The sequence below is a fragment of the Shewanella sp. SR44-3 genome (genome assembly GCF_014163735.1).
In the GTDB taxonomy this organism is placed as follows: domain Bacteria; phylum Pseudomonadota; class Gammaproteobacteria; order Enterobacterales; family Shewanellaceae; genus Shewanella.
On record NZ_JACJDV010000003.1, the window covers coordinates 25,813 to 39,736 of the forward strand.

The window sequence follows — 13,924 nt, forward strand, 5'->3', positions numbered from 1 at the left end:
AGCTGTAGAAGAGTTGTGTGATCGCTAGCCCATCTTGACTCTATGAAATAGCGCTTTCACAACAGAAATTGATCGAGATCAGCATTTGAGCCGCTAAGAGGCGTTAGGCTGATAACTCAATACACACTAAGAGGATGACAATCATGGCATTTTGGCTAGATTTAATGTTTGGTAACTTTATCGGTTTGCTCTCTATGATTGTGATTTTTTGCACCATTGGCATAGTTTCTTATATAGGCTGGCTGTTTGTGGTCAAATCTGCGCCCATTGAAAAGAAATAACAATCCGCAGCTCAGCTAGCAAAAATCACGCTTTGAGTGAGCCGTTAGTGAGTGCTTAAGCCACTCTTCAATTTGGCAAGTAATAACAAGTAAAAGGGGGGCATAAGCCCCCCCGAATTTATGCTTGTTGCGCACGCCACACTCTATACTGCAACAATCAAATTATGCTGCGTGTTTACGTTGCTGCACTAAGCCCGAAGCAAACTGAGGTCTGGCTTTAATTAAATTTGATAGTTCTTCTTTGCTCGGCTCACCAGCGGGTAATCTAAGCACATCGCGGTTGAGGTAAACCCGTGCTCGCATAGTGATTTTATAATCTGCCGTTGGGCCCTGTATCGCATAATGACGCACATTACCCACCACTTCTAAAATTTGGGTATCAACCAAACATTTCACTGCTAATTCATCTTGTGGCAAGGTCAATATCGTTGCCCCCTGTAAAAAGAACTCTCTTAATAAAGCCCGTTCGGCAGGATCAAGTAATTTCACTTTTGCTTCTATGATCTCGATAGAACGCTTGTTATTTAAATGCACTATTGACTCATCAACAAAAAAGCTTAGTAGCTGGCTTAAAAAGTATGCCACTCCGACGATTAAACCTAGACCAATAAAGTCAGCGTAAAGCGTAACAAAATCGGTCAACGATAAGGCGAGTAATATTTTTGCCGGCATAAAGAGTAAGCCACCACAGGCTAATACCCACCAAGACATAAAACTTATCAATATTTTTTTATTCGCCATTTGGGTTATGTTCGCTAATTTCATCTTCATCATGGTGTCACCTAGTCAGTGTCAGATTTTTGAACCCCTTTGAGTTCACCTAGGTACAAAGCAAGAATGATGCCAAAAAAATGCAGACGAAAATACGGATAAAGTGCCTAAAATTAAAGTAAAAAATTGCTCTCACTGAATGTTTGCGTCTATGCTTAATGCCATCAAATTAATAACCTAAATCTCTTCCCGACCCAGCCTATGAAGCTAAGCACCAGTCTGCTATTAAAGAGCCCTATCGGTCGGCGACTCATGTTGTCTATCGTGCTATTTAGCTCTTTTATTACCTTGATAACCACAGTTTATCAGTTGATTAATGACTATCGCACCGATGTTAATCGAATAGATCAAGCATTCTCCAGTATTGAAATGGCTAACCTTGATGTACTTGCCGCCAGTATTTGGGTTATCGATGAAAAGCTTATCAACACCCAGTTAAAGGGCTTGAGTCAATTACCTGACATTACCTATGTTTCTATTAAAGATGACAGTGAGCAAGAGTGGCGATTCGGCACTAAAAAAACCAAAGCGATTATCGAACAAAGCTACCAACTGCTCTACCGTCCCGCAGACAATGCTCAGGTAGGTACATTAGTGGTACAAGCCGACTTAAATTTAATTTACGAAAAACTCTATGACAAAGCGGTACTCATCTTGCTTTCAAACGCCATTAAGACGTTTCTTGTGGCGGGTTTCATCCTGTTTTTAGTCTGGCTACATGTGACTAAGCATCTGTTAAAGCTCAGCCAATATTGCGGCAATATCGATTTACAGCAGCCTTTCACTCCCCTTAAGTTTGAACGCAAACCATTCGATGATGAATTTCATTCTGTGGCTCAAGCGATTAATGCTATGCAAGAACAGGTGCGGGTGTCTTTTAAGGATCTGCAGCGTTCAAAATCTCAATTGCAGGATGCCTTAACTGACAGAGAACGGTTGCTAGAAATTGAATGCAGTTATAAAGAAGAATTAGCCAGCCAAGTAAAAGCCCAAACTGCCGAGCTTGAACTGTCACTTGCCAAGCTTAAAAAAGCTCAGTTAGTGTTAGTCGAGAAGGAAAAAATGGCGGCTCTGGGAGGCTTAGTTTCTGGTGTTGCCCACGAGATCAACACTCCTATTGGAATTTGCCTTACCGCAGCCAGCGCTCAGCTGTCACACGTTAATGAATTAATTAAAATCATCCACAGTGACGATGCAACCCTAGAGCAAATAGATAGCATACTAAAAGATTATCAACATGGCTGTGAGCTGATCATTAGCAATATCACCAAAGCCAGTAATTTGATTAAGAAGTTTAAAACCATAGCCGCTGAGCAGCAAAATGAGAAAAACACCCAATTCAATTTGTTACAGCAACTTATGGCCGTTGTTGATTCCAGTAAGCTAACTCACCCAGATCTAGATGTTGATATCAGCTTAGAAATTGATCCCGAGCTAACGATCACCACCAATTACAGTTTGATGAATCAGATTGTGAGTAACATCATCTCCAATGCCTACAGCCATGGCTTTGAGGATATTGAAAACCCTAAACTTATTATCAAAGTTGAACTAGAAGATAACAATGTTAGCATTGCTTTTCATAACAATGGGGTTGCCATACCTGAAGATATTGCTAACCACATGTTTGAGCCATTCTTCACCACTACTCGTCACAAAGGTGGCACAGGTCTTGGCCTATCGGCCGCATTTAATGCCGCAACCCAATTAAAAGGCACTATTAGCTATCAAGCACAGTCCCCCTTAGGCGGGCCCTTATTTACTGTGCATTTCCCGATAGAACATAATGCGCAACACCTTATCTGACACGGCTAAGCTTATAGACATTATTGGTCACGACTTAGCCACAATCACGACTGCGCCAATTTAGCCAATACTCGGCTTGCCGCAACAAAGCCAAAAGTGCCAGTCACCATAGTCACAGCGCCAAACCCTGAAGCACAATCCATACGCATACTGCCATCTGCAGTCGCCTTAGTATTACATACGCTGCCATCCGCTTGGGGATAGACCAAATGCTGACTTGAAAACACCGCATCAATGGCAAAGCGGCGTTGGGGATTTTTAGAAAAGTTATAGTCTTTACGCAACAAATTGCGCACTTTTGCCAATAAAGGATCTTGATAGGTTTTAGAGAGATCCAGTAACTGAATTTGGGTTGGATCGGTTTGCCCGCCAGCCCCGCCAACAGTGACTAAAGGCAGCTTATTGCGCTTACACCAAGCAATTAACGCGGTTTTTTGTTTCACCGCATCAATACAATCAACCACAAAATCAACACTCCCCCCTTGGGCCTTCGCAACTAGATGCTCGCCAAGATTATCCAGTGTCAGAAAATCTTCAATTTCATTCACCTTACACTCAGGATTAATATCCCTAAGGCGGGCCGCCATAACTGCCACCTTAGATTGACCAATGGTGGATGCCAATGCATGGGACTGACGGTTACTGTTGGTGACACAAATATCATCTAAATCCATCAGGCTTATCTGACCAATGCCACTTCTCGCTAAGGCTTCTGCAACCCAAGTTCCGACTCCGCCTATGCCAATAACCATGACATGAGCTTGAGAAAATTTAACCAAGGCATCTTGACCATACAGGCGGCCAATTCCAGCAAAACGAGAAAGATAAGATTCCGACAACATAATTACACCAAGATAGACTAATTTTTTCAGCTGCGAGTGTATATGAAAATAGCCCCAACATCACCCATCCACTAAGCCGCTAGGTTATTCGACTTTGGTCAAATATGACTGTTACAAGATATATCGTAAGCTAATCAAAATGGTAACCACTCAAGTGGTGCACACTGTGATGCTAACAGCTGATGCCGATTTTTATTTTATCTATAAATAACAGAATCTTGTAATGGATATCAAAATATCGAAGCTGTCACATTATCACCATTTCATCGTCACACTAGAACAGCTTTACCCAAAACTGGCGGTTATTTTGAACTAATCAGCATAACTGTCGCTTTTGAGCCGCATTTAATCGTTATGTTTGCACACTTACACCAAGGTTAATAATTAAAATCAGCGGGCCAGGTTTGGCTCTTGGGAGAAATAAGATGAACAACACACTCGTATCTGTGGCTATTGCCTCGGCCTTGTCTTTGAGCTCGTTTGCAGCATTTGCACAAGGTCCTGATTTTTACGGCCGCTTAGATATCTCCTTAACCCACACGGATATGGGCTCGACCATTCAAAGTGGCACCAACAACCTTAAAAAAGATGAAAGCGGTACCTATTTTGAAAACAACTTTTCATTAGTCGGTGTAAAAGGCGCTGAGAAAATCTCAGATAATTTAGAAATCCTCTACCAGATGGAGTTTCAAGTAGAAAACACCTCTGGCAGCGGTGATACCTTCAAAGCACGTAATACTTATTTAGGCCTTAAGAATCAGGCTGGCACCTTGCTTTTTGGTCGTAATGATACAGTATTCAAACAATCAGAAGGTGGCATAGATTTATTTGGTAACACCAACGCCGATATCGACCGTGTCACTGGCGGACAAATACGTGAAGCCGATGGCATTTGGTATTACTCACCATTGTTAGCGGATATGGTGGGCTTTAACGCCACTTATTTAATGGAAGACAACCAAGATACTGACGACAGTCAATACGCACTCAGTGTAACCCTTGGTGATAAGAGCCTTAAATCACACAATTTCTATGTTGCTGGCGCCTACAACAAAGCCATAGGTAATATTGATGCATACCGCGCCGTGGCTCAGGTTAAGTTAGCCAAATTTAAGCTTGGGGGGTTGTTTCAAAACTCCGAAAGTAATTTAGACAGTGCTTTTGATGGTAACAGTTACTTTGTTAACCTTTCCTATGACTTGAACGGCGTTAATTTAAAAGCAGAATACGGTATGGATGAATCTGGTTTGGGTAAATACTTCCAGAATATTTCAAGCATTAAACCTAAGGCTGGCACAGCGACCAACTTAAGTGACATTAATGTTCAGAGCATTACTGTGGGCGCCGACTATCGCTTGGCTAAATCAACCTTAGTGTTCGCGCATTACGCCATGTATCAAGGTGATTACACTGTAACAAACAAGGTAGATCTAGAAGATGATAACGTACTCTCTGTTGGTATACGCTACGATTTCTAAGCTGTAGTCACCTAAAGCAGAATACAGATAAAAACAGGCGACCTTAAGTTGCCTGTTTTTATTGGTTTTATATCGTTTAAAATCATCACTGTGAGTGATACCAACCGGATTAATTATTTTCGCTTAAGTTGATATGCAGCTTCATTAAGCCAAGGCACTGCTTTTTTCACAAACCTTGGGTTATCTTCCAGTACATCATGGCAAGCCAATAGCCTTATCTCAAAATATTCACTCATGTGCACTTCTATCCAAGTTGGACTCACAGCAAACGGCGGGCCTTGTAATGTTTCTTGGGGATAATCTAAGGTCACCAATAAACCTGTGCAGCCTTTAGGTATAAGGGTGGCAAGCTGCTTAACGTAGCCAAGGCGCAAAGACTCGGGCCAGGCAATTAGTGCAGCCCTGTCATAAAAGCCACTGATATTTTGGGTGGTTTGTGCTGCTAGAGTAAAAATATCCCCTTGCCAGATCTGTATCTGCTCACAGTTAAATAATTTATGCTCAGCGAGAGTTTGACTGGTTACCGTTAATTGATTTTCTGCATAAAACTGCTCAACGGCACTTAAATTCAGCTCACAGCCAAGCACATTATGACCAAGCTCAGCCAAATAACACATGTCTAATGATTTACCGCATAAGGGCACAAATACTTGCCCTTGTGAAGGAATATCAAGCTGCTGCCAATGCGTCAATAGCAACTGATTAACTTGTGACTGATGAAAACCGATAAGCTGCTGATGCCATTTATCATGCCAAAAATTCGGCTCCATGGGTGGCTCCAATTTAGTTTAGGGGAAAGGTCGATGATGACTATATTGCTGCCAGCCAATTTACCCGCTAACTCTCCACCATGCAAACTCAGCAAATGGGTAGCATTTAAACACAACAAACAGGCTTGTTGTCTGCACGCTATCTGATGGTGCTACTTGCTTAATACCTGCTGCACTTGATTGCGCCAGTTACAATTGTCACAGTTGCAATCCCGGCGAGATAAATGATGGGGGGTGAGGTTTGCATCAATATAATCGACAGCGATCAACAACTGCTGCTTAAGCTCGTCGATGGGCTTTTCTTCCAGCGCAACCAAGGCGTCATTGCGGTTCATCCACAAACACTCTTCCCCTTGATGGCAAGTAATACATTGCTCGTCTCTTTGATTATAAAAAACCGCATGGGGGCAATGATAAACTTCCATGGATTGCAAAATGCGCCTGCGGGGAAAATCGAACAAAGGCACTAAATCTTTGTATTCCAAGCTAGACATAATGGGGTTACCTCAAATAAAGTGTCAAATGACTATTAATACTATCCTTTGCTCAATTAGGATAATTTGATACAGGTCAAGGTTCCGCGCTACCTAAGATAATAACAATAGAAAATCAAGCCTTAAGGGATCACAAAACCAACAAGGACACGCCCTTGCAAGCACCTCAATTACAGCATTTTTACATTAATGAAGAGCAATCCATTTATTTGCTTAAAGCCAATGATGCCCGCCAGCACAAGGCTTGGATCCGCCTGTGTAAGCAGCAACTGAGTAAACTGGGCTATGCGCAAATCGAATTTATTGGTAAAGGGGCTTATGGCTTTGTATTTTCCGGCATCAATCAAGCGATGCAGTCCCATGTGTTTAAATTCTCACGGATTAACTTACTGCAAAATATCCAAGACCGCCTCGAAGAAGAAGCGTATATGCTGTCGCAGGTCGTCCACCCTAACGTGCCAAGGGCAATAAAATTTCAGCGTGTCGGCAAGCAAGGAATTTTAGTGATGGAGCGCGGTAAAGGTGAGGATTTAGATAAAATTTGCTTGCGTTTAGGTGCTCTGCCAGCAGCAATGATTTTAAGTATTGCACGTCAATTAGCTGATATCCTGATTTATTTACGTCAAGGAAAGCCCCTAGTCCATGGCGATATCAAGCCTTCAAACTTGGTCTACGACATGGAAACCGAGCACCTGTCACTTATCGATTGGGGATCAGCCGTCTTTGCCCAGCAAGATGAGCATTATCATGGTGTGGCTGACAATGTGATGGCATTAATGTCTCATTCTCAACAAGACACCAATGCCCGCATGGGCGATGTGTACTTTATCGGTGAAGAGCAGCTTAACGGCGCTCAATCCAATCCCAGATTTGATGAGCAAGGGGTAGCAGCCACTTTATATGCTTTAGCTTCAGGACAGATAAGCCGTTTTGGCAGCCAAGTGATCCCCGCCACCAGCATTGGCCTGCCCATAGAGCTAGCAAAAACCTTAACCGCCATGTTAAGTGACGATCCGCACACCCGTCGACTCGGGGGCGATTATTTTATTAAAAGCATGCGTCATGGCCCTAAGTTATACCTGCCAGCACTCAATAGCCCGCCTGCTGCTGCGCAAATCCCGGTATGGGGCCAAGCTAAAAGTAAGCAAGTTGAAACCGTATGTTATAGCTCACGAAAATCATTTCTTAAAGAGCACAACACTCAAGATCCCATAGATAAAATGGATGATATTCAGCTAGAGAAGTATTACCGCAATTTTATGGCTGGCATGGGGGATACCGAGAAAGGTTTTATTGCCGCAGTGAGCCGTTTAGGACAATACCCCATTGTGGGTGGGCTGGCTGTTCATTGGCAAGAAACCGGTGTCTACATTGATTCGAATCTGGCGATTTACGATCCCAAAGCTAAGGCGGCACTTATTCAGGCAGTGAATAATATGGTGACTTTGGCCCGAGGTATTAGGCGTATAGGGGTATTTAAAGTCTGCTTCTTTAACGCTAAGGATACCTTGCATTTAGAGCGGGCAGACTCATCCTCACCCTTCATCTCTGCCAGTGATTTCCCACTGCCCTTTGAAGTCGGTGACGTGCCCACCCTTGAAGATAAATCCAGACTACATTCGTATTTTGAGGACGGTAAAGATCCAGATGAAAACTTGGAGCTACCTAATGAAATTATGACCGAATTGGGCTGGCTTAACCAAATCCACCATACCGGCTGCATTATTTTTGAAGCCTTGCCTAACCACCTTAAAATCCACAGTTATTTAAGGCTGCTCAATCCTAGAAAACAGGCCGCCTTTCGTGCCTGCCTTGACCGAATTTTATTCCACGCCAGCAAAATTCAAGGTCAAGGGGTATCGGGTTTTATGAAATTGCCCTATAAAAACACTCGGCACTTTGAGTTTATTGAACAAAAACCTGAGCTGTTTTATCCAAAAAACCCAAAGCAGCCATAGGGATATCACTATTTTAAGCTTGGTTTTTAAAGGCTATCCAATGGGCTAATGTCTCAAACAACTCAGTCAACACTATTGGCTTAGTAATATGGGCATTCATCCCCGCATTTAAGCTTTTCTCTTTATCTCCTGACATGGCATGGGCCGTCATTGCGATAATGGGCAGTTGCTTGGCACTATAGGTTTCTCTTAATATTTTAGTTGCGGTTAAGCCATCCATCACCGGCATTTGTATGTCCATAAGCACGGCATCAAACTCTTGAACGGCAACCAAATCTAAAGCAATTTTACCGTTATCGGCTATCACCACCTCATAACCTGCGCTCTTAAGTAGTTCGCTGGCCACTTGCTGGTTAATGAAGTTATCTTCAACCAGAAGAACTAAGCCAGATTGCTGTGGTTGCTGCTCTACAGCCTCGGTAACTTCTTGTTTTATCTTGGCGGGTGCGGCAAAAGCGCCAATAATTTCATCGAATAGAGATGAAGCCTTAAACGGCTTTTGCAGCACGGCATGATACTGATATTCATCTAATTCTAGATTCAATGGCTCAGTAGAATAAGCCGTCATTATGATAATCACCGGACGTTTTTTCAGGCGGCCATCAGCGACCATTTCATCCACGGCTTTAATCACCATACCCCCACTCACCACAGGCATCATCCAGTCCAACAACAGCAAATCTATGTCTTGTTGCAATAAGCGCGCTATGGCTTCTGCACCGCCAACGGCTGTATTTACCCCAAAACTAAAGTCACGCATTAAAGTGGAGTAAATCTGCAGTGCGCTAGGATTATCATCCACCACTAAACAGCTTAAATTATTCAACTGTTTAGGCACGATTAATGGCTCAGGTGCTAGCGCTTTCGCTATATCGAAACTAAGGGTGAAACTGAAGGTACTACCTTGATCTGGCTCAGACTCTACACTTAAATTACCGCCCATCATAGATACCAGATGCTTGCTGATAGACAAGCCTAAGCCTGTGCCGCCATATTGGCGCGTGGTGGAACCATCAGCTTGTGAAAATGCATCAAATAAGTGAGTTTGTTGCTCACGCTTGATACCTATACCTGTATCACGCACCCAAAATTTAAGGCTAATTTGGGTATCTCGTTCGCCGACATCTTCACAACCCAGCTCAATCTCACCTTCTTGGGTAAACTTCACCGCATTCGACAATAAATTCACCAGCACCTGACCTAGACGCAGCGGATCGCCATTTAAGGTAAGCCCAGTGGTAAGCGGTGAAAACAGCAATAACTCGACGCCTTTCTCTTGGGCGCTTAACGCGTTCATGTCTATTACATGGTCTAGCACTTTCTCTAGGGAGAAAGGTACATTTTCAAGCTCAAGCTTACCAGCTTCAATCTTAGAGAAGTCGAGAATGTCATTGATGATCCTCAATAATGATTCAGCAGAGAAGCCCGCTTTATTGAGGTAATCTTGCTGCTGCAAAGTCAGAGATGTTCGAGAAGCCAGCTGTAACATACCTATGATAGCGTTCATTGGCGTGCGAATTTCATGGCTCATGTTCGCCAGAAACTCACTCTTATACATGTTGGCTAATTCAGCCTCGTGCTTAGCTTCTAGCAGCGCGACTTCATTGCTTTTTTGACGAGTAATGTCTTTATGGGTACCAAGCATACGGCTCGGCATACCCTCAGCAGTAAACTCCACCACTCGGCCGCGAGATAGCACCCATAGATAACTGCCTATTTTAGTGCGCATTCTAAATTCAGTTTCATAAGCCCCGCTTGGCTCACTCAAATAATGATCGCGATACTCTTTCACCCTGCCCCTATCATCAGGATGGATAAGCTCTTCGATGGAAGAAATAAGCGCTGGAAACTCGTTAGTTTCATAGCCCAACATAGAGTAGTAAGACGGGTTACAAATAATTTGTTCCGAATCTAAATACCAATCCCACAGACCATCCTCCACTGCATCCATGGCTAAATGGTAACGCTCTTCAGACAAACGCAATTGCTCCGCCGATTGATATTCACGGGTAACATCACGCCATACCGAGATAAGCCCGAGTAAATCGCCACGACGGTTGTAGAAAGGCAGCTTTAAGATATCGAGCAGTACTGACTTACCTGAAATTTCTATTTTCTCTTGATAGCGTAATGCGGCCCTGTCTTTAAGCACTTGACTGTCTTCAAGGCGGATCCGCGCCCCTTGTTCAGGGCTGGTGAGCTCTACTGATGTCATGCCGATCATTTCGCTTTCGCTGTAGCCCAGCATGTGTTCGGCAGATTTATTACAACCTAAGTACTTACCTTCTTGATCTTTAAAAACTATAGCCTCAGGAATAGAGTCAATTAAGGAACGCAGCAAAGCGTATTCACGTTCTCGTCTTTCTGTGGTTTCTCTAAGCCTTTGGGTGCGTTTAGCCACCAAGTTATCCAAACGCTTATTTTGCTCGGCTAAATGCAGGGTATATTGTTTGTTTTCTTCAAAAATACGGCTCACAAGTTGGAACCAAGGCTCCCATCCTGAGGTAATTTTTCGTGGTGGCTTGATGGGCGATTGCGAGCACACTTCAAGGTGAGTCAACAAACGTGACGCTGGGCTAACGAAAGCACGACGGGTCTGCCAATGGACTATGGTCACGAGTAAAGAAAGCGCTAAGACTACGAGTAAGAAGGTGAGCTGTAGTTTGTCCCACGCATCTTGAAACAGCGCGGTTTCTTCTTGTAAATAAAGCAGGCGCCAAGGTGCATTATGCAGTGCCACTGAGTGAATATAGTAGCCATTACGTAACACCCCGTCATGGGCATCAAAAATTTCAGACTCGGCTAAGGCATGTAACTCAGAAGGAATACGCTGACTGATGTGGTAAACCCGGTTCATCTCTACGTTATCAAAATCACTATGAGACAAAATATTGTTTTGCTGGTCAAGCAAGATAACCGTGCCAGGCATCTTAAAATACATGCGAATTTGCTTGGCAAGTGATGACAAAGTCATATCTAAATTGATGGAGCCGATAAACTCATCTTCCAGGTACACAGGCAAACCCAAGGTGGTTAGCAAACCTTGCTCAGACACGTCCACATAAGCTTCGCTCCAGAACACACTTCGCTGAGGGTTCATCTCTGGGGTAGCCAACCTAAATTGATTTTTATTAAGTAATTCTTCCCGAAAGCCTTGCTCATTGGCAGACCAAGGGTAGGAGGACATTATTCTTTGGTTGGAAATGTAATAGATCGATGAGGCTTTGGGTGCGGCTTCTTTAGCGACAGGGAAAGACAAAGACAGCTCAAACAGCATTTCTAATTCTTGATAGAACTTATCGCTGCGATTTTGCAAAGAACCAGAGCCAGTAATACGGCCCATATTGGTAAAGGGCTCACCGTGAGCATAATTGGGCTCTAAGGTAAAAAACTGTCCATCTTGATTAAAATTTTCATACTTGGGCAACATGTCTTTACGGGCCAATTCACCCAATTTCAAATGATCGACCGCAACATTGCGCAAACTTTTCACCGCACGAATACTTGACTCCAACAGCAAGTCAATTTGTAAAACGTGGCGAGCTACTTGTTCTTCCCTTTGTTCGATAAGCTGCTCTTTTTGTTTATCAAATAGCACCCAAGCCGACAACAATGCCATCACAATCACACCGATGTAGGTATAAAAAACGGCGCGGTTATAATTACGCTGGATAGGGGATTTTAATTGTAAGTCTGGCTCAGTCGATTTCATTAATGACCCTTGGGCGGCTAAAGGCAAAGGCGCTAAATTAAGTGAATACAGCCGCGTTCAATGCATAGTATTTGCACATAATATCAGGAAGATATCAGCAAAGGCAGTTAAATTACGCCTCAATAACAATGAAAAGGCCGCCCGAGGCGACCTATTATACAAATACTGACGCGCCCCTTAGGCTCAGCTTACAAATGCTCTTCAGCATATTCCGCTAAGCGTGAGCGCACCACGCCATTTAAGTACACATTGGCGCTGCCCTCAAAGTCTTTAAAACGCTCGACTATGTAAGTTAACCCCGAGGTGACTGCGGTTAAATAGGTCGAGTCGATTTGGGCTAAGTTACCGCAACAGATCAATTTAGTACCCTCTCCCATGCGAGTGATCATGGTTTTGATTTGCGATGCGGTGAGATTTTGACATTCATCCAATAACACCACAGAGTTTTGGATAGAACGGCCGCGCATAAAGTTTATCGACTTGAACTGAATATTGGCTTTCTCCATGATGTAATTCATACTGCCGCTAGGATTAACATCATTTTTATGCAGCACTTCCAAGGTGTCCGTAATGGCCGCAAGCCAAGGGGCCATTTTCTCTTCCTCTGTGCCGGGTAAAAAACCGATAGACTCTGCGATTTCAGGGGTATTTCTGGTTACTATCACCTTGTCGTAACGCTTACGCTCGACCACCAACTCAAGGGCGGCTGCAATTGCCAATAAAGTTTTACCACAGCCTGCTGGGCCTGTGAGGATAACTAAATCAATATCAGGATCGAGTAAAGCATTAAGCGCCATGCCCTGATAGATATTCTTAGGCTTAACTCCCCAAGCTTCAATATGATTCAATCTGTCCCGCCCAAGGTCAATGATATCTAAGTGGGTATCGGTTTTACCGGTAATACGGCCACAAAATTGATCTTCTTCATCGAGCAAATATTCATTAAGGTAAAATGCTTCTTTGCCTAAGGCTGCTACCGGGACATGGTGAATGGTGTGCTTACCTTGGCGTTCCGTGGTGACCTTATCCAATTTGGACCAAAAATCTCCTTCAAATTGATAAAAACCTTTGGCTAAGAAGCGAATATCATCGATCAGCTGATCGCTGCGGTAATCTTCAACTTTTTCTATGCCTGCCCCCTTGGCTTTAAGGCGCATATTAATGTCTTTAGTCACTAATACCACAGTGCGCGGTTTGTGGATTTTTTGCAGGTGCAAAGCCACATTAATGATCAGGTTATCGTTATTGTCACCAGGTAAAGCACCGGCAATAAAATCCACTTGGTGATCAGGGAAAATAGATAAGCTGCCCGCAACATCTAGATGACTTTCTCGGCTAGGTAATGACACGCCTTTAAGAATTTGTTCTGGGGTAGTAGGGCCACCGAGAATATCTTCCAAAGCGCGGATCGCGACTCTGGCATCTCGACTGATATCGTGTTTTCTGTCTTTAATGTTATCGAGCTCTTCAAGCACTGTCATGGGGATCACCACATCGTGCTCCTTAAACGAGTAAATCGCTAACGGCTCATGCAATAACACATTGGTATCCAGTACAAACAATTTTCTGTGGTCTTGTTTCATGGCGCCTCCCAGGGGCTTGGCGTCAATGGGATTGCGATTCACATCGGCTTTGGCTGTCAGGCTTTCGCTTAGCGAGCAAACCCGTTAACGTTCCTTATAAGTTATCAACAAGAAAAACTGAATAGCATTGAGCATATGATTTCAAAGGCAACAAGTTGAACTTCACCATGGTGCAAAATCAACATTCGCTCAAATTGACTATGGCAGCTAAGTGTAAAAATCTCAACTG

10 protein-coding genes are annotated in these 13,924 nt (G+C 43.4%); 4 read left to right on the forward strand and 6 right to left on the reverse strand.

The annotated features are described in order from the left end of the window. Positions 1-143 precede the first annotated feature (143 nt). Positions 144-281 (forward strand): DUF3149 domain-containing protein, encoded by a 138-nt coding sequence (locus H5073_RS02475; RefSeq protein WP_182676634.1) that lies wholly within the window; start codon positions 144-146, stop codon positions 279-281. Positions 282-443: 162 nt separating this feature from the next. On the opposite strand, the gene H5073_RS02480 is transcribed toward H5073_RS02475, so the two are convergent. Next, positions 444-1,055: a superinfection exclusion B family protein gene (locus tag H5073_RS02480; protein WP_182676636.1), complete on the reverse strand. Its 612-nt coding sequence runs from the start codon at positions 1,053-1,055 to the stop codon at positions 444-446. 198 nt (positions 1,056-1,253) lie between these two features. Here H5073_RS02480 and H5073_RS02485 point away from each other — a divergent pair, with 198 nt between their 5' ends. After that, entirely contained in the window at positions 1,254-2,858 is a 1,605-nt protein-coding gene (locus tag H5073_RS02485) for an ATP-binding protein (protein ID WP_182676638.1), read from the forward strand. Positions 2,859-2,902: 44 nt separating this feature from the next. On the opposite strand, the gene tcdA is transcribed toward H5073_RS02485, so the two are convergent. Beyond that, the gene (gene tcdA, locus H5073_RS02490) at positions 2,903-3,700 is read right to left on the reverse strand and encodes a tRNA cyclic N6-threonylcarbamoyladenosine(37) synthase TcdA (RefSeq protein WP_404948369.1); all 798 of its coding nucleotides are present in this window, start codon (positions 3,698-3,700) and stop codon (positions 2,903-2,905) included. Between the two features lie 425 nt (positions 3,701-4,125). Between tcdA and H5073_RS02495 the strand changes: the two genes are divergently transcribed. Further along, positions 4,126-5,178 (forward strand): porin, encoded by a 1,053-nt coding sequence (locus H5073_RS02495; protein WP_182676640.1) that lies wholly within the window; start codon positions 4,126-4,128, stop codon positions 5,176-5,178. A 113-nt stretch (positions 5,179-5,291) separates the two neighbouring features. Here H5073_RS02495 and H5073_RS02500 read toward each other — a convergent pair whose 3' ends face one another. Continuing rightward, positions 5,292-5,948 carry a thiopurine S-methyltransferase gene (locus H5073_RS02500; protein WP_182676642.1) on the reverse strand — a complete coding sequence of 219 codons (657 nt, stop codon included), beginning with the start codon at positions 5,946-5,948 and terminating at the stop codon, positions 5,292-5,294. A gap of 152 nt (positions 5,949-6,100) precedes the next feature. Further along, positions 6,101-6,442, reverse strand: a complete 342-nt coding sequence (locus tag H5073_RS02505) for a hypothetical protein (RefSeq protein WP_182676644.1) — start codon at positions 6,440-6,442, stop codon at positions 6,101-6,103. Between the two features lie 155 nt (positions 6,443-6,597). On the opposite strand from H5073_RS02505, the gene H5073_RS02510 reads away from it, so the two are divergent. Beyond that, entirely contained in the window at positions 6,598-8,400 is a 1,803-nt protein-coding gene (locus H5073_RS02510; RefSeq protein ID WP_182676646.1) for a protein kinase domain-containing protein, read from the forward strand. Positions 8,401-8,413: 13 nt separating this feature from the next. On the opposite strand, the gene H5073_RS02515 is transcribed toward H5073_RS02510, so the two are convergent. After that, positions 8,414-12,112 (reverse strand): response regulator, encoded by a 3,699-nt coding sequence (locus H5073_RS02515; protein ID WP_182676648.1) that lies wholly within the window; start codon positions 12,110-12,112, stop codon positions 8,414-8,416. 188 nt (positions 12,113-12,300) lie between these two features. Continuing rightward, on the reverse strand, positions 12,301-13,695 hold the full coding sequence (locus H5073_RS02520) for a PhoH family protein (RefSeq protein ID WP_182676650.1): 1,395 nt from the start codon (positions 13,693-13,695) through the stop codon (positions 12,301-12,303). Positions 13,696-13,924 lie beyond the last annotated feature (229 nt).